Consider the following 16,173-nt stretch of genomic DNA (forward strand, 5'->3'; position numbering starts at 1 on the left):
GCGATTAGGCAATTCAGGAAAGCCCCGCTGGTGAAACACTTGCTGCGGAGATTTCGGATGATGAGCTTGAAGCAGCGCTGAAAGAGTTTCGAAAACAACTTGCGGATAGCAGCAATCGAAAGGCATTCCATATCTTTACGAACAAAACGTTGGACGATTTGCTTGAAAAAAGGCCTAAAACAATGGACGAGTTAAGGCAGATCCATGGATTGGGTGATAAGAAGATAAATGAGTTTGGTGAGGAATTGGTGGGGATGGTCAGGGTGAGTACTTATAGGTGAATAATAAAGAACGAAGATATTATTTTGTCATTACTGCTTTTATTCTCTTGCTAAGTGTTGGGTATAATATTTACAACTATTCTCATGGCTACCCTTTTGGAATAGGGGTATTCATCGCGATAGTTGCATTGATTTGCATGCCGTTTCTGCTATTTGAAAAGTAGGTGCCTGGCACCTTTATTTTAAAAAGGCGTGTTTATATTGGCGTTGAAGCTGCATGCAGTGGATGAAGATGGGGCGGATAGGCGAAGGGATTACTCAGACCTCACTGTACAGCCTTGTATTTGAAGTAAATAATGAACCCCTTCAAGCCGTAAAAAGGCTTTGAAGGGGCTTTGCTGTTTGTTTAATTTGCAACTTGCAAACACTACACCTGTGCGCCGTATATAGCTAAATACTGTTCCTGCAATACAAATCCATTGTTTTTCCAACGTAATGTATTCAGTATATAACCTAAGCTGTCCGCATGATATCTTCCGGATATCTTTTGATAAGCTAACAGCTCGTAGACTCCATTGGCATCAAAATCGACCGGATATAAGCCGCTTAACGGATCCACAAAACCGGTGATTGGGCTTTTCAGCTTGCCATTGCTATCATATATTTCATTTAAATAATCCGGACCTCTAAGAGATATATCGATAATATACCTCTCATTATTCGGTCTGCTGACCACTTCAACCTTATAATTGTCTAGATACGTGACGTCGTATTGGAATTGATTATTATAAACATCAGAGTCAAACAGTAGTCTTGCTCTATTTCCGGCAAAGGAAACAATGTAATAATTTATAATCCCACCACTGCCACCTGTAGCCATGCCAATTAATATCTCATCTACGCCATTCCCTGTAAAATCGCCCAAGAACAATGTCGGATTATAGCCCTCATTGTTATGAAGTGGAATACTTGCCGTTATTCCTGTTCTACCGTCCCTGACGAGAAGCGTTATATTTTGGATGTATGGACTATCCGACGTTTTTGTGCCAGTGAGATAGACTTGATCAATCACGTTATCACCCGTTACATCTCCACTAACAAATGCAACAATACGTGGTTGACCCATTTCAGCTGAAACACGTGAATTATTCATAATACGCCCCTTTTCATAAAGACTCTAGTTATCATCTATCCTATGGGTTAATGGACTGAATGCTACTAGTAGTAATGGGAGCAAGTTGTTGAATTAAAAAAGTGCCTGGTACGAACGCAATTGGAATTGCATCAGTACCAGGCACCTTACATTAGGCCCTATATTTTAAAGCTAATCCTTTTAAGAAGTTCCTAGCGTATCGATCCAAGCACGGTTTATAATTCTTGTGCCCTTCTTTTCTCAATACAGCGCTTAGTTCGCCTTTTGATATTGTGATTCCTGCATCTTCTAAGATTTCAAGCACATCCTCACCTGTTAACGCGAGTGCTATTTTCACTTTCTTTAGTAGGATATTATTAACATTTTCATTCGTCATGACAGATCCTGCTGGAGCTTGAGGTTGTCCTGGTTTTGGATCCTGTTTTCCTCGTTTATAGATAATAAGGCCATTTAAAAATGAATCCAACATTTGATTCGTACACTTCATTTGGACTTCATTTTCCGTTTCATCATCATTTGATTTTGTAAGTAACTGTAATACTTCTTCTTTTGTCACTTCGACGCCGCCGAGTTTGAAAATGTCTACCATCTCTGTATTACTAAGATCTAAAGCATACCGTAATCGAATTAATCTATCATTATTATTCATTTGTAGACCTCCTGTATATAGTGCTGTTAGTACAATACGACTTCATCCTTATTATTACCCTTTTTGTGTGTTCCTAATAGGTGACTCAAGGGTGGTCGGCCATTAACCATAAAAAATAATCCATCCTTGAGTGGGTAGCTCATAGTGGATGGATTATTTTAATACCCGAGCTGATTCCCCTTGTAGGGAACCTGCTATTACTTATTACAGACCGCCTAATGTTTGCCGCATTGGGCGGTTCTTTTTAGTATACGCCTGTTATTCTTATTATAATGCAGTTTTTTCATCATTACAATAAAAGCATTTAACGCATCATGTCCAACCATCAACATTTTTCCAAGGCTTACGGCATTTTAAAATACTATTTACTTAAACTTTTAATCACGATTAAATTTTAGTTCTTCTAGTGCCTTTTGCAAAGTTCCTTTTGTCATTATATTACTAAAGTCCAATCCAAGACTTACAGCAGTCTGGGCAACTTCAGGCCTCACACCTGTTATGATCGTTTGAACTCCCAGCAATTTTAGGGTAGAGCTCAAATTAAAGATATGATGTGCTACCATTGTATCGACAATCGCTACCCCGGACAAGTCGAGTACTAAGTAAGATATTTTTAATCTCCCTACTTCTTTCGTCGCATTCTCCATCAACAATAATGCCCGTTCAGTATCGATATTACCGATTAGCGGGAGTACGGCGATGTCATTGGAAATGGAAACGATAGGAACAGATAATTCAATAAACTCTCTTCTTGCATTATCGAGACTGACTGTGTAGAAGTTAACAAAGGTTAAGCTAAAACAGTAAACAGCATGATCAAGCAAAGGGTCTATGATCTTAGACGTTGCTAACAATGATTTTACCGACATATCTTGGTGTATTACCGTGTTTTCAATTGCTTCATTGATAAAGGTTCGATAAAGCGTTGTATCTTTCAAGGCTTCATCTAATGGCACTCCAAGTTTATATATATACTCTGAAGTTTCCTTCGCCCATTTTTCTATTTCCTCATTGGCCGTTTCTCTCTTTTCTGGTGTGGCCAAGAATTCTCCAAAGAGGCTTATAAAGTCTGCTCTCATCTTTAATATTTCCTCTTCAATATGTGAAGGGATTAATTGTCTTTGATCCTCCGGAATCTCTGCTAATCTTATCTCGTGGATTTTACGTGCTATATTAGTTTTTTCTTCTAATAAAGTTTTTCCGAGTACTTCCATTTCATTTATCATTGGCTCATTCCCCTTAATAGATATACATATTGTATTTACATTTTAGTGTAAGGTATTCAGAAGATTACTGCAAACCAACATTCAATCATACAAAGGTTTGCTACCTCACGACATTTAGATGCTTAGAAGGAAGATAGAAATCCATGCTGAAAGAAATTGAATATTAAGGAATGTGGCGGGTTTGTTGAAGAAGGATAAACGCAATTGCGTTTAATTACCATTGCATATTGTTTTCCTAATGTCGATAATCAATATAGAATTTGTCAACATCCGTGGAAATAGTAAAGGAGTCAAATGCATGAAAACAAAGGTCACTGTATCTCTAAATGAATACGAAATGAAAAAACTCAAACTAGTAGCAGAAATGTATGGGAAGAACGTTTCGGCAATTGCAAAATTAGGCGTACAGCTTTACCTTGATCGCTTTATCGATTTTGTATTAGAAGAATTAGAAGAAGAAAAAGAAAGCTCCTCCATTGTGCATTAAAAGAAAATAGCTATCACTAGCGTTATTGAGTTTAGCATCCTCAACGAACGGGTGCTTTACATGAAGATGGGATAGCTGCTAGGGGCTCATTTCTTATTGAACTAACGCGGCAGTTTAGTTGAAGATGATTATGTCCAATATCAATTTAGGCAATGATAATAAAGAGGTGGATTTCATTGAAAAAACATTGTTGTGAGGATATGACTTATCATGCTAATTTCATGTGTGATATACATAATAATCCCTTTGAATGTCCCGACAAAATAATCATATTCGATGAGAAAGATAATGACTATGGTTTGATAATCCATGATGGTGGTGCCTCAAGTATAGGAATTGCTTTTTGTCCATGGTGTGGTTCGACATTATAAATTGATTAACAAAGTTTTTTCACTAATGGGTGAAGTTCTTTAATAGAGGTGAAGTTCGTGAAATATACTTGTCCTTGTTGTGGGTATAAAACATTAGAAGCAGAACCACCAGGAACATATGATATTTGCAGTATTTGTTTTTGGGAAGACGATGGAGTTCAATATCAAGACCCTGATTATGAAGGTGGTGCAAATGAGGTTTCATTAAAACAAGCACAACAATATTTTATTGAATTTGGGGCTTGTGATGAAGGCAGTATTAAATTTGTTAGAAAACCAAATCAAGAAGACATTAAAGACCCGTATTGGAAACCGTTATGATTATAGATTTGCGTATATGATTATGTTTCTTATTCAAGTAACGGGTGCTTTCGTTCAATAAGGATGGTAAAATATTTCGAAAAAAACGCTCAGTTTGAGCGTTTTTATTTGTTTTTATATAGCAACTTCATTGATATAGATGCTGATTAACTTGCTAATTATTTTGTTAAGTGCACTTTTCTCCCCCTCAACCGAATCCGTTTCAATAAGCTTGAAAAGAAAATTTTATGCTAACATGGTCATAATAGAATAGTTTAGGAGGAACGCACCATGCACCACCACCAGCAACAAATCCTGTCCCTCATCGAGGATTCTCAGGAGTTCACTTATTTACATAACCATTTCAACCGTTTCAATCCATTCAAGGTGCTTCAAGTCGATAATTATGAGATCCGCCATTCCAATGTGCTGGCGTGGTTGATGGATCCGCAGCAGAATCATGATTTGGGCGCGTATTTCATTAAGAAGCTGATTGCGAAGGTCTTTGTCAATCCTGCCAATTATGAGGATGAGGACAAGATTGCCAATTATGATGTCCTTCAGCTGAGCCGTCATTCGTATCATGATCTTGTAGTGTATAAAGAGTTGGCAACGCCTAACAAAAAGAGGATCGATTTGTTGGCTGTCTCTCACTTGCATGAAGTGGCGGTTTTGATTGAAAACAAGTTTTGGTCCGTTGAATCTGAGGGACAGCTTGAAGAGTATATCGAGTTTGTTCGAAAGGAGTATGATGGATATAAGATCATCCCGGTGTTTTTGACGTTGCAGGATGAGGCCCCAACGCATGAGGACTATTTGATGCTCGGCTATTCGGATGTGTTGGATATCCTCAAAAACATGACGGCTGCGAACCAAGACTATATGCACCAAGATGTACATTCCTTCATTACCTATTACATTGACATTTTGGAGGATCAGTTGGTCCAAAATGATGAGCTGAATGAGAAGGGGATGGCTCTCTATAAAAATCATAAGGAAGCTGTCGACCTCCTCTCTGCTGTTGGAAATGGGAAGTTAGTGGCGGAAGCTTTACGAATGAGTTAGTCCATATTTACAGTCAGTATCAGGAGACGATCGACTTCGTTGTGAAGGTCGGTAGTAGCTTCTTGCGGGAGGCTTTCATTCGATTCGCCCGGAAGCTGGGGTGGCCGGATCATTTGTATACGCCGCATTTCCGCGTGCCTCACTTCATTGAGCAGACGTGGGACGAGCATTTTGACGAGAATAACTTGCGTAAGAAATGGTGGATGAATAGAGGGCTGATCGCTTGGTTTGAGCAGGCAGACGACCGGTTGAAATTGAAGGTGGAGGTTGGACCTTTGCATCATGAGGATCGAGTGCGGCTATTACGGGCACTGGTCGCAAAAGGGATTGACGTGAAGGAGCAGGCTTTTGAAGAGGGCAGGCAGTATACGAGGATCTATATGGATGCGGATCGTCCGACTTCGTGGGAGGATGTTGATTCGTTAGTTGAATGCATGATGCGGCTGTATCGGAAGGACTCTTTCCAGACGTTATTGCGATTGGTAAACGAGGCAGTTTCAGGGGAGGGGGATGGCATTCCGTTACTGAAACCTGCTGTACTGAAGGCGCAAACTCCTATGGAGAAGGCATTCACTTCGTTTGTAGATGAACAGCGTATTGCATCCGGCTATTATAATGTGAATCACCTTGTTCCGAGTTTTGTGGAGCGGGAGTGGACGGAGCTGCCGTCGGAGTACGAAGTTACGGAAAGGTATTGGCTCGGCTATCCGCTTATTGCGTGGTTCAGGAGACGGAATTCCACGGTTCGCTTGATTGTTGAAGTGGGTCCGCTGCCGCATTTGGAACGGACGAATTTATTGAAGAGAATAGAGGAGCAGGACATTCCGGTGCGAGCGCTTGCTTATGAGGAAGGTAGGCGTTTTACACGGATTTATTCCCGGGCCGTGCCTGTTGAGAATATGGAGGATGCAGAAGAGTTGAAAGTGGCGATGGCTCGGTTGGTTTCTGATCAGGAGTATGTAGCTGCACGGGATGGAATTGCGCGGGCGATTGTAGCATTGCATAGAAAGGTGATGTGAGAAGATGGAATGGATAATTTCTGCAAACCCTAATATTTACGATGTCCAAAAAGCATTCAGTGAAAACGAGCGAATCGATTGGAGACAAACAGCGTCTCAGCAAGTGGGCGATACGGTTTATATATACATAGGGAGACCAGTACAGGCACTTTTATATTTGACTGTTGTAGAAGAAGTCGATATAGCGTTTGATGAAACAATAGGAGATCCTGAATATTGGCTGGATGAAACTGAGATTGAGAATAATGTTGATCGTCGGTTTATGAGATTGAGATTACTTGAAACCTATCCTGAAAGTGCTTTTCCGTTAGAGGAATTAAAAGAACACGGGTTAAAAGCAGCACCCCAGGGGCCGTTACGGGTAAAGAAAGAGTTGCTAGATTTTCTCAATATGGTTACTGTGAATCAAGTCGAAATGGGCTATCGAGAGGGTAAAAGTGTTTTGAGGGAACATTTTACTCGGGAACGAAACCGGAAGTTGATTGAAGCTGCGAAAGAAAGTTTCTTAGTAAAAGAAGGACGGTTATTTTGCGAAGCGTGTGGATTTGACTTTGAGGAGACGTACGGAGATTTAGGTGAACATTTTATTGAGGCTCACCATACAATTCCAGTTTCCGAAATGAGCGAAGACCATGTATCGAAAGTGAGTGATATTATTTTGCTTTGTTCTAACTGTCATCGGATGATTCATCGCAGGATGCCGTGGCTTACTGTTGAGGAATTGAAAGATATCCTTAAAAGGTGATAGGTACGCTAGGTTGTTGAATGGAGGGGTAGGATCTTTCTCGCTTTAGAAAGATAACATCCAAAAGTTGGATATCTATTTTTTGACCCCGAACAATATTTTTGTAGTATAATATAATTAGTAGCGAGTTGATCCGTGGGTGAAATGAACGGTAGGTCCATACCATCCTTTCGTGTTTTCGTTGTTGTCAAATTGTCCTCCCCACGGACCGACTCGCTATTTTTTATATCTGTAATGTGAATTGTGAGGGCTCGATATGAAAAAACGTAAAAATATAAATGAAATAGTAAATGAAACGATGGAGGAGTTCGGTCAGGTTAAAGTTCAAACTAAGATATCTGAACGCTTAGAGGAATTAGGGATGAGTTTAATGGGACTTTCTATGTTAACGGGAATTCGTTATGCTTCTCTAAACGAATTGAAAAACGGGAAGAAAGTAACGTTGAATCTTCAACATCTTATCGCGATTATGATTGCTTTGCGTATCAAATCATTCGATCAATTGCTAATTTTAGACTTTGTGGATGAAGATAAGGAAGAGTTGTTTGATAAGGAAGTATTAAAATATAGAGAACAAGGCTTACCGGATGAAAAGCGTGAACAGATGAGAATGAATGCGATTCGACTTGAAAGCGAAAAAGAACTTCGTAAATCTCAATAAATACAATACATAATACATCGTGCCAGGCTCCTTATTAGAGAGCCTGGCATTTTATGTAGGGCACTTTATTCCTCGCAGGCACCTCATTCTCCTACAAAACAAAAAAGACCTTTCTCTAGAAAATAGAGAAGGGTCTTGTCCATTTTACTCATAAAAGTATTCTTTAATATCCTGCTGCATTAAATCTATTTTGGATTTAACGTTTGGTTTTGGAATATCATAATGCTTTTCATATTTGCACATCTTGCAAGAACAATTCAACTTCGCTTTCGACAATTTGCCGGGATGCTTAATAAAAGGATGTTCGCTATCCTCCGCATTATTCAATCCCCAGGCATATCTTACAATCTCTAGCTTCCGGTTAATTGCCCGCTTTCTTTGATGGCGATAATATGAACTTGAACGATTTTTCACTAGTGAAAACCTCCCTTGAGAATCGTACCTGCCCGCAGGTGTCCTCAAAGGGTGTTTAAACCCCTACAGGCAGGTAGTTAACGTTTTCACTAGATTTCTTTCTATATTCATTAGATGTCCTCCTAATTGTTCTATCTCAAACCGTCAATCATTTTTCGACTTAATATCTAGGACATTTTTTAATGGCTTTTGAAGTGCATCCACAATGGCTGCGATGATACTTGTTGCTAAAATACCCATTATACCTAGTGATATAGGACCTGCTGCATCATCACCTGTGATTTGAGCAAGCACCCTTAAATAAACGATTGCTAACAAAATGAAGAAAATTACAGTAAAAGCACATTTTTTTAATACCTTCAAAGATCGAAGAGATAACTCAGAGAAAGCATTGTTCTTTTCGATATAGGTTAAAAGTTTAAATACTTGATACAACGCTACAGAAAACGTAATACATATTCCATATGCACATACCAAAAGTGGATATAGCGAATAATCACCCGGACGCTCTATCGCGTCTCTTCTGGCTGCTTCAGGCATCAAATATATACACACGGCAAGCAATGCAATTCCACTCAGAAAAATTATTACCTTTAAAAAAGTGGTTGAACCTCGTTTAACTTTCATTTAAACACCTCAATTAAATTAATAACAACATAATTTTACCACGATATTTATCGATTAACAATAAATTATTATTGTCTTATATTATATTATTACTGTTATTGAAATCAACTGAGGGATAGCCAATGTAATTACATTCTAATCCTCGCCATTGTCAGTTTCTGTTGCGGGCGATGTTATTGATGGTAGAGGAACAGGCATTGCTGATCATTATTTAAAGTATCTAAATGGTGATACAACAACAAAAAAAGGGACACCTATTCATATGCGAATTGTGTCCCTAAACACTGTGTTGTTTATTGTATTCTCCCCCTCAACCGAACCGTTCGTATTTATTTCCCTTCCTTCACAGACACTAACTCCGTATAAATCTTGCCGTTTTTATCTGTGATCTTTAGTATTCCGATTCCTTTTGCGAAGTAAACTCTCGAGCCACTCGGATAACGAAGAATGACGACATTCTGGAATGTACCGGCTTTCACGGTTACTGTTTTCGTCGTACTTTCAACCAGAACCTTTTGTTCCTCGAACATCAGGGACGAATCTATTGTGTAAGCCCCTTGTTTCAATGGATAGGGAACGTTGATGAAGATGTGGTCGGAACTCGATACACCCATGAGCAGCCTTTTTCCGTCTTCGATGTAGGTGAAGTTCGATAAATCCGGGTAAAGGGAACTCTTTTTATTATATAAGTACGTGTATTCACCATCTTTTTTTACATAAAACGTCTCTTTCTCCTCTTCTAAGAAAGATGGTGCATACGTAAGGATCAACCCTTCTTTAGGTGCCAGCCCACCTGTAACAGTCGTTGATGCGGCTTTCGGGTTTTTCTTAGATAAAGCGGATGTGTACACATACCCCTTAATTTTTCCGGCTTGTACATAGGACCAACCTTTTGATGATGACAATACAGTCACTTTCGAATGGTTTTTGATTGTGCCGAGCTTTTTCGCGTTTTGTTTTGGTTCTGCACGCAGGATGATATCATTTTTCGCATGTACATACATTTCGCTTTTCGTTGCTGCGGTTGTTTGCTGAGGAAAGGCATAAGAGCAACCAAGGATCAACACCATCATTGCTAAGAGTATTTTTTTAATTTGAATCACTCCTTACTGAATAGTTTCTACTAGACGAGGGTATGAAGCGAGTTTTGAAAGTAGAACATCTTGCATGTTGAATTGGCGCTTTTCTTAAAGAATGCAAAGAGAATATTCTAAAAATAATAAAATGTGGTAACATAAATGAAAAGTAGCTAATGATGATACTCTTCGGCATTGAGGGGTGTAGGAGGAGAAGAAAATGTCGGCAAAAAGGAAACTCTATGATTTTTTAATGAGTAAGGCAGAACAAATGACGGAAGAATGGTACAAAAAAATAGATAAAAGTGAACCGTCAGGCGTGTATTCTTCTACCTGTCCTTTTGGGATTGAAAAATTGAAAGATCAAAATTATAGGTTCCATCAAAATGCGTTTAGAATATTAATTGAAGAAGAATCTGAAGTTATGAAGAGGATGGAAAGTTGGATTTTGGAGACGACTAGCGACCTTGAACATGTAAATACACCTATTGAATTTATCATAAGGGAATTTATGAGTACCCGGAATGTGTATTTGGGTTTCATTAGAGAATTTGTCGATGCGAATAAAGAGTCGATGACCATTGAATCGACTTTACACTATTATGAACTGATTTTAAAAATAACGGATCAGGCGATTGTTGAGTATACACATGAAAGAAACAGACATTTAAACGAAAAACTGCGATCCCAAAATGAACTGATAAATGAATTGAGTTCCCCAGTCATTGTTTTAAGTGATCACATAGCCTTACTTCCGATAATTGGAGAGATCGATAATGACCGGGCAAAATTACTCATAGAGAACACATTGGAACAATGTGTGGCTAAAGGGATAAGCAGCCTATATATAGATTTGTCTGGTGTGGTAAAGATGGATTCGGTGGTTGCACAACAGCTATTTGGGCTACTACAGTCTTTAGAGTTAATAGGCGTCGTACCAACTTTATCCGGCATAAGGCCGGAAATTGCCCTAACGGCGATTCAGTTAGGAATTTCTTTTGAAAATGTACGAATCACATCAAAACTTTCACAAGCGATAGAACAATAATACTAAGTATTTCAACACCACCCCATCGACCAAAAGGTAGATCAAGGGTAGGTGTTTTTTTCATTTCAATAAAATATTTTTCTCTTTTAGTATCCTTTTCGTGAACTCAGTTGATGATGAAAAAAAACGGGTATACTTCTCTCAAAAGGAGTTGCATGAGCTGATGACTGTGAAAAATTCAGAGCGTTTTATTGTCGCTTATAATCGGATTGAGAAAATACTTGCTGAAAAAGCGGATGGCGATGAGTATACCCCGTTTTATCGCCTTATTGATAAAGTGAAGATTACAAACTCCGTTGTTCGCAAATACGAAGACGATTTGCGGGAGTTAGGGGATTTGCGTAATGCGATTGTCCATAATCGAACAGACATCGACTATGTTATTGCTGAACCCCATGATGAAATTGTGGAGCAAATCGAATTGATTGAACAGAAATTAAGCAATCCGCTTACTGTAGGTGCTCTATTTGGCTGTAAAGTGCATACATTGCAGGCGGAGGATCCGTTAACCGCTGCCTTGAAGGTGATGTCTGAAAGTAGGTTCACCCAAGTCCCTTTTTATGAGAATGGAAAATTCAAAGGCTTGATTACCGCTGCTGACATCACCTATTGGTTGGCCGGCCATTCGACAGAAGACGTCCTTCCCCGGGAAATACCGACACTTTCTGATGTTTACAATTATGAAAATCGTAAAGAGTCATTTGAATTTGTCGACAAGGATCTATCTGTGTATGAAGCTGAAGATTATTTCAAGCGGGCGATTTCAAGAGGTGTACGTTTGGAAGCATTGCTCATTACAGATAACGGTCATGCTGATGGAGAATTAATTGGGATCATTAGACCTTTTGATGTGTTGAAAATAAAATGATGACACGGGAAATTATGAAGTATCAACACCACCCATCGACAAAAAAGTCGATCAAGGGTCGGTGTTTTTTTGTGGGAGGGAAGTTACAAGCGCTTCATGGAGTATGCCAGTAACTTGATTCAAAAGAAATGTTTGTTACTATTTAGTAGTAAGAAAAGTGATCATGTTTAAAATTGATTATAAAAAGAGGTCTAACAAAGGGTGGAAGCCAAATAGAACCAGCAACGACTTGCTGCAGGGTGGGGGGATGATTTCATGGATCAGAAAAAATGGAGAGAACAGTTGAGAAACAATAAAGAGTTATTTATTGGTGAAGCGACTGCTTACCGTTCAGCCGTTTTAATTCCACTTGTCGAGGTGGAAGGGGAATGGTGTGTGCTGTTCGAGGTCCGTTCGTCCACAATGAGGAGCCAGCCTGGAGATATTTGCTTTCCTGGTGGCCGAATAGATCCTACCGATGAATCGCCTCTTTTCGCGGCTTTACGGGAAACGCATGAAGAGCTTGGGGTGAGACCTGATACTGTAGACGTGCTAGGCCAGTTAAGTCCGTATATTGCGTCACCGTCATTTGTTGTCTATCCGTTTGCTGGAATCGTGGACTATAAGGAAATCATTCGGTCTTATAATAAAAATGAGGTTGAAGAAGTGTTCACCGTGCCGCTTCAATATCTTCTTGGGCACGAACCGTATATGCATCCAGTTATGGTGAATCTCTCGCCTGATTCGAGTTTTCCTTACGACAAAATCCGGAATGGTGTGAACTATAAATGGAGGGGGCGTACGATGGAAGAATGGTTCTTCGAGTACGGACCTTACACGATTTGGGGACTGACGGCGAGGATTTTGAAGCATTTTATTGATCTTGTCCGGAAGGAATAGCAATTTCAGGTGCCTGTGCAAGACACTATTCAGCCAATTCACTACAATTGCATAAATATAAAATGAGAAGCCGGGAAAACCAGCTTCTCATTTATAATTATTCAAATTGGTTGAATTAACATGAATGTTTCTTACACAGGCACCGACAAAATTCTGACAATATTATTTCGGTGCTAATAGGTTAATGGTCGTGATGATGATCGGTGCGCTGAAGACGACGTCCATCAGAAATGCGCCGACGATCGGAACGACGAGGAACGCGGTGCGTGAAGGACCGAACTTATTCACAGTCGCGCCCATATTGGCCATTGCGTTTGGTGTGGCACCGAGTCCGTGGCCAAGGAAACCGGCAATCATGACCGCTGCATCATAATCCTTGCCGAGCGCGCGGAACATGATAAACACGGCAAATCCGACAATGAAGACCACTTGAACGAGGACAATGCCGACGAGTGGAAGCGCGAGTCCCGCGAGTTCCCATAGTTTGATGCTCATGAGTGCCATGGACAGGAAGATGGCGAGAGACACGTCTCCGATCAGATTGATTTCCTTCATGTTGATAGCTCCCGGCAAGAAACGATCCATGATGTTGCGGATGAGCACCGCGAAGAACATCGCGCCTATGTAGCCAGGCAAGACGAAGCCGGTTGCGTTGGTGAACAGGTCGCCGAGGATTGTACCGCCTGCCATCGATAACGTGATCAGAGTCACTTGAATCATGAACGAATGTTGGCCGATCGGCTTTTCATCCTCATCTACAAACTCTTTCACGACGCCTTCTTTCGGCTTCAGATTATACTTGCCAATCAAATGACGAGCAATCGGACCGCCGGACAGGCTTCCGCAAATCAATCCGAGTGTTGCTGCTGCCATACCTATCGTCACGGCGGATGCGACGCCAAGACCTTCGATCGTCGTACCGTATGCAGCCGCTCCTCCGTGCCCGCCGCTCATCGTTACAGCGCCGCTCATGACGCCAAGCAGCGGATCGATATTGAACACTTTCGCAAGGGAGACGCCAATGAAGTTCTGCATGAAAACGGTTACGCCGCACAGCAGCAAATAGATGATTAAGAGCTTGCCGCCAAGCTTGATCAGTTTGAAACTTGCACCGAGTCCAACTGTCGTGAAAAAGGCGACCATGAACAAGGATTGCAAAGATGTATCTAATGAAACTTCCACAATGCCGGACGATTTCAAGATGAGTGCGATTATCGCGAACAGCAGACCGCCGATGACCGGTGCGGGAATGAGGAATCGGTCCAGGATGCCGATCCGGTTGACAAGCGCAGTGCCGAGCAAGTACAGTGCTGCCGCTAGAAACAATGTTGATATCTGGTTAAGTTCAATCATGCAATATCACCTTTCCTTTACGTCGAGAGGACGAGACCTCTCCATTATACTGGCCACAGTATCTTGGTTTTGTACAACCCCAATGGGCCTTATCTGTGTACGATACCCGTTTCGGAAATAAACACGCATGGCCTATCGTTAAAATGTAACAAATCCATAGGCAACTTGGAACAGTATAGTAATATAAAGTTATCTTAGCAATAGTCTTGAAAAATAGATAAATTGAGCAAGTGCTGCACGACCATGTAGTTGCACATTGAATAAATGAACAGAGAACGTCTTTTATTAATTTTTAAATCTTTTTGAAACTTTTCCTGAAATCTCTCGTCTGTACGTTATCAAAAATAGAATTATAGAAGACAGGAAGGATAGGGAAAAATGAAGAAAAAACTATTTACGGTATTTTTCGCACTGGTGCTGACGTTCAGTTTACCGCTGACCGGCACCGCGGAAGGCAAACAGCCATTCTCTGACGTACCATCGGAAAAGCATTTTGCAGAAGCAGTGAATGAACTCGCTGAGCGCAATATCATCGGCGGGTACCCGGACGGCACATTCAAGCCAGGCAACCCGATTACGCGAGGTCAGGCAGCGGCCATCATCGTAAAGTTGATCGGGTTAGATACAGAGAAAGTGAAGGATCCGGGTTTTAAGGATGTGACGCCTGCAAACGGCTATTACAAGGCGATTGCTGCGCTGGCGGAGAAGGAAATCATCGGTGGCTACGCGGACGGCCGTTACGGTCCGAATGATCCAATCACGCGGGGGCAGATGGCGTCGATTCTCGTGAAAGCATTCGATTTGCCGCGCTATGACATCCCGGAATACGAAAGTCCGTTCAAGGATGTGAAACCGTTCGTTTCGCACACGCCGAACATTTTGATTATCCATCGTCTCGGTATCACGGCGGGAACGTCTCCGACAACCTTCAGCCCGAATGCCTCCATTACGAGGGGACAGGCGGCCAAACTGATGAGGGCAACCGAAGAAGCGAAACCGCAGATGAAGACACTCCAGGGAAGCGACTTCGGCTGGAAAAAGATCGAGTGGTTCAACGACAGTGAAAAAAATCCGGGCGTCTTCAAGGCGGCATTGGCGAGGGGCAGGGACACGCCAGCAGGCTACACGGGCGACCGCCTGCAACTCGTCCCGCTGAAGGAAGGTACCGGAACGCTCAGCTTTGGTGAGGGGAGTGTCTATTTTCCGAATGAAGTGAAACACAAAAAATATTATGTGCATGTCAAGAAAACGGATGGCGCATGGGAGTTGACGCTGGAAGAGACGGACGAACTGTTCCCGACAGCCGCTGCGCTTGAAATGACGCTCGAGCAGACGAAGCAGGTGGAACGGGTCGCACTTTCCACGATGGAGGGGGAGAAGCTGACGGATGACGCAACGTTCAACTACTGTAAACCAGGCGTGCGCGACAATATTTGTATCAATATTGACAAACCGGGCTTATACATTGCCACAGTCCGCTACAAGGACGGCGAGGAAAATCGATACGGCATAGAGGCACAGCAAAATACAGCCCACTTCTATTACGAAATCCGTACGTTGCAGGAAAGAACGACGCACTCGGTTGATTTGAGTAATGATGAGTACTACTCCGTAAAGCCCGGGCACAAAATCGGTGCGTTTAACATCCCGGAAGGTTCCGAACAGATCGCTGTTGTTACGAGGGAGAAAGGCACCAATATTTTCCGTGCGGAAGCAAAGAAAGCCGGCACATTTGAAGTGATATTCCCAGATGACCGCGTTCACGTCTACCCTGACAGCGCTGTCTATTTTGAAGGCGTCAAAATCGAAGTTCGGCAGCTGGGAACCATTTTACACGTAACGGTATGGCCCTATCTTAATGATTACTGGATGTGACGAGGAATATCGATCATTTCCGGCGTGTTATCGTTCATTTCCCAGAAGTTATCAATCAATTCACGGGAGATATCGTTCATTTCCCAAGAGTTATCGATCATTTCCCGAGTTATATGGTCATTTTGTGACTTTCGAC

At 41.4% G+C, this 16,173-nt stretch carries 19 protein-coding genes; 12 read left to right on the top strand and 7 right to left on the bottom strand.

Features of this window, described 5'->3' with window-relative positions:
- The first annotated feature begins 50 nt into the window (after positions 1-50).
- Positions 51-281 (top strand): HRDC domain-containing protein, encoded by a 231-nt coding sequence (locus AB1K89_RS12050; RefSeq protein ID WP_413055104.1) that lies wholly within the window; start codon positions 51-53, stop codon positions 279-281.
- A gap of 367 nt (positions 282-648) precedes the next feature.
- Here the strand turns inward: AB1K89_RS12050 and AB1K89_RS12055 are convergent, their stop codons facing one another.
- The 3 genes from AB1K89_RS12055 to AB1K89_RS12065 form a co-directional block, all read right to left on the bottom strand.
- A complete protein-coding gene (locus AB1K89_RS12055; RefSeq protein WP_413054961.1) occupies positions 649-1,374 on the bottom strand; it encodes a VCBS repeat-containing protein in 726 nt (241 codons plus the stop codon).
- A 151-nt stretch (positions 1,375-1,525) separates the two neighbouring features.
- Positions 1,526-2,023 carry a YehS family protein gene (locus tag AB1K89_RS12060; protein WP_413054962.1) on the bottom strand — a complete coding sequence of 166 codons (498 nt, stop codon included), beginning with the start codon at positions 2,021-2,023 and terminating at the stop codon, positions 1,526-1,528.
- Between the two features lie 377 nt (positions 2,024-2,400).
- On the bottom strand, positions 2,401-3,249 hold the full coding sequence (locus AB1K89_RS12065; protein ID WP_413054963.1) for an STAS domain-containing protein: 849 nt from the start codon (positions 3,247-3,249) through the stop codon (positions 2,401-2,403).
- Between the two features lie 298 nt (positions 3,250-3,547).
- Here AB1K89_RS12065 and AB1K89_RS12070 point away from each other — a divergent pair, with 298 nt between their 5' ends.
- The 7 genes from AB1K89_RS12070 (at position 3,548) to AB1K89_RS12100 (ending at position 7,897) form a co-directional block, all read left to right on the top strand.
- Positions 3,548-3,736, top strand: coding sequence for a hypothetical protein (locus AB1K89_RS12070; RefSeq protein ID WP_413054964.1), 189 nt, complete (start codon positions 3,548-3,550; stop codon positions 3,734-3,736).
- A gap of 152 nt (positions 3,737-3,888) precedes the next feature.
- The gene (locus AB1K89_RS12075) at positions 3,889-4,107 is read left to right on the top strand and encodes a DUF6980 family protein (RefSeq protein ID WP_413054965.1); all 219 of its coding nucleotides are present in this window, start codon (positions 3,889-3,891) and stop codon (positions 4,105-4,107) included.
- Positions 4,108-4,164: 57 nt separating this feature from the next.
- On the top strand, positions 4,165-4,428 hold the full coding sequence (locus AB1K89_RS12080) for a CPCC family cysteine-rich protein (protein ID WP_413054966.1): 264 nt from the start codon (positions 4,165-4,167) through the stop codon (positions 4,426-4,428).
- A gap of 270 nt (positions 4,429-4,698) precedes the next feature.
- Positions 4,699-5,472: a PDDEXK-like family protein gene (locus AB1K89_RS12085; RefSeq protein WP_413054967.1), complete on the top strand. Its 774-nt coding sequence runs from the start codon at positions 4,699-4,701 to the stop codon at positions 5,470-5,472.
- Between the two features lie 41 nt (positions 5,473-5,513).
- The gene (locus tag AB1K89_RS12090) at positions 5,514-6,491 is read left to right on the top strand and encodes a hypothetical protein (RefSeq protein ID WP_413054968.1); all 978 of its coding nucleotides are present in this window, start codon (positions 5,514-5,516) and stop codon (positions 6,489-6,491) included.
- A gap of 4 nt (positions 6,492-6,495) precedes the next feature.
- Complete coding sequence (locus tag AB1K89_RS12095; RefSeq protein ID WP_413054969.1) at positions 6,496-7,236, top strand: HNH endonuclease; 741 nt, start codon at positions 6,496-6,498, stop codon at positions 7,234-7,236.
- A 256-nt stretch (positions 7,237-7,492) separates the two neighbouring features.
- A complete protein-coding gene (locus AB1K89_RS12100) occupies positions 7,493-7,897 on the top strand; it encodes a helix-turn-helix domain-containing protein (protein ID WP_413054970.1) in 405 nt (134 codons plus the stop codon).
- Positions 7,898-8,041: 144 nt separating this feature from the next.
- Here AB1K89_RS12100 and AB1K89_RS12105 read toward each other — a convergent pair whose 3' ends face one another.
- The 3 genes from AB1K89_RS12105 to AB1K89_RS12115 all read right to left on the bottom strand — a co-directional run bounded on the left by AB1K89_RS12105 (position 8,042) and on the right by AB1K89_RS12115 (position 9,942).
- Positions 8,042-8,311, bottom strand: a complete 270-nt coding sequence (locus AB1K89_RS12105) for a hypothetical protein (protein ID WP_413054971.1) — start codon at positions 8,309-8,311, stop codon at positions 8,042-8,044.
- 144 nt (positions 8,312-8,455) lie between these two features.
- Positions 8,456-8,938, bottom strand: a complete 483-nt coding sequence (locus AB1K89_RS12110) for a DUF2975 domain-containing protein (RefSeq protein ID WP_413054972.1) — start codon at positions 8,936-8,938, stop codon at positions 8,456-8,458.
- Positions 8,939-9,267: 329 nt separating this feature from the next.
- A complete protein-coding gene (locus AB1K89_RS12115; RefSeq protein WP_413054973.1) occupies positions 9,268-9,942 on the bottom strand; it encodes an SH3 domain-containing protein in 675 nt (224 codons plus the stop codon).
- A gap of 292 nt (positions 9,943-10,234) precedes the next feature.
- Between AB1K89_RS12115 and AB1K89_RS12120 the strand changes: the two genes are divergently transcribed.
- The 3 genes from AB1K89_RS12120 (at position 10,235) to AB1K89_RS12130 (ending at position 12,809) form a co-directional block, all read left to right on the top strand.
- Entirely contained in the window at positions 10,235-11,062 is an 828-nt protein-coding gene (locus AB1K89_RS12120; protein ID WP_413054974.1) for an STAS domain-containing protein, read from the top strand.
- A 163-nt stretch (positions 11,063-11,225) separates the two neighbouring features.
- Positions 11,226-11,930: a CBS domain-containing protein gene (locus AB1K89_RS12125; RefSeq protein WP_413054975.1), complete on the top strand. Its 705-nt coding sequence runs from the start codon at positions 11,226-11,228 to the stop codon at positions 11,928-11,930.
- 255 nt (positions 11,931-12,185) lie between these two features.
- A complete protein-coding gene (locus tag AB1K89_RS12130) occupies positions 12,186-12,809 on the top strand; it encodes an NUDIX hydrolase (protein WP_413054976.1) in 624 nt (207 codons plus the stop codon).
- A gap of 162 nt (positions 12,810-12,971) precedes the next feature.
- Here the strand turns inward: AB1K89_RS12130 and gltS are convergent, their stop codons facing one another.
- The gene (gene gltS / locus AB1K89_RS12135) at positions 12,972-14,162 is read right to left on the bottom strand and encodes a sodium/glutamate symporter (RefSeq protein ID WP_413054977.1); all 1,191 of its coding nucleotides are present in this window, start codon (positions 14,160-14,162) and stop codon (positions 12,972-12,974) included.
- 378 nt (positions 14,163-14,540) lie between these two features.
- On the opposite strand from gltS, the gene AB1K89_RS12140 reads away from it, so the two are divergent.
- Positions 14,541-16,037: an S-layer homology domain-containing protein gene (locus AB1K89_RS12140; protein ID WP_413054978.1), complete on the top strand. Its 1,497-nt coding sequence runs from the start codon at positions 14,541-14,543 to the stop codon at positions 16,035-16,037.
- The last annotated feature ends 136 nt before the right edge of the window (positions 16,038-16,173 follow it).

It is taken from the genome of Sporosarcina pasadenensis (genome assembly GCF_047228845.1).
In the GTDB taxonomy this organism is placed as follows: domain Bacteria; phylum Bacillota; class Bacilli; order Bacillales_A; family Planococcaceae; genus Sporosarcina.

Bases quoted from the DNA above. Each gene is read 5' to 3' on its own strand.
- AB1K89_RS12055 (WP_413054961.1), bottom strand. From the start codon at position 1,374: ATGAATAATTCACGTGTTTCAGCTGAAATGGGTCAACCACGTATTGTT.
- AB1K89_RS12075 (WP_413054965.1), top strand. From the start codon at position 3,889: ATGATAATAAAGAGGTGGATTTCATTGAAAAAACATTGTTGTGAGGAT.
- AB1K89_RS12100 (WP_413054970.1), top strand. From the start codon at position 7,493: ATGAAAAAACGTAAAAATATAAATGAAATAGTAAATGAAACGATGGAG.
- AB1K89_RS12110 (WP_413054972.1), bottom strand. From the start codon at position 8,938: ATGAAAGTTAAACGAGGTTCAACCACTTTTTTAAAGGTAATAATTTTT.
- AB1K89_RS12095 (WP_413054969.1), top strand. From the start codon at position 6,496: ATGGAATGGATAATTTCTGCAAACCCTAATATTTACGATGTCCAAAAA.
- gltS (WP_413054977.1), bottom strand. From the start codon at position 14,162: ATGATTGAACTTAACCAGATATCAACATTGTTTCTAGCGGCAGCACTG.
- AB1K89_RS12140 (WP_413054978.1), top strand. From the start codon at position 14,541: ATGAAGAAAAAACTATTTACGGTATTTTTCGCACTGGTGCTGACGTTC.
- AB1K89_RS12085 (WP_413054967.1), top strand. From the start codon at position 4,699: ATGCACCACCACCAGCAACAAATCCTGTCCCTCATCGAGGATTCTCAG.
- AB1K89_RS12070 (WP_413054964.1), top strand. From the start codon at position 3,548: ATGAAAACAAAGGTCACTGTATCTCTAAATGAATACGAAATGAAAAAA.
- AB1K89_RS12065 (WP_413054963.1), bottom strand. From the start codon at position 3,249: ATGATAAATGAAATGGAAGTACTCGGAAAAACTTTATTAGAAGAAAAA.
- AB1K89_RS12060 (WP_413054962.1), bottom strand. From the start codon at position 2,023: ATGAATAATAATGATAGATTAATTCGATTACGGTATGCTTTAGATCTT.
- AB1K89_RS12120 (WP_413054974.1), top strand. From the start codon at position 10,235: ATGTCGGCAAAAAGGAAACTCTATGATTTTTTAATGAGTAAGGCAGAA.
- AB1K89_RS12115 (WP_413054973.1), bottom strand. From the start codon at position 9,942: ATGTATGTACATGCGAAAAATGATATCATCCTGCGTGCAGAACCAAAA.
- AB1K89_RS12125 (WP_413054975.1), top strand. From the start codon at position 11,226: ATGACTGTGAAAAATTCAGAGCGTTTTATTGTCGCTTATAATCGGATT.
- AB1K89_RS12130 (WP_413054976.1), top strand. From the start codon at position 12,186: ATGGATCAGAAAAAATGGAGAGAACAGTTGAGAAACAATAAAGAGTTA.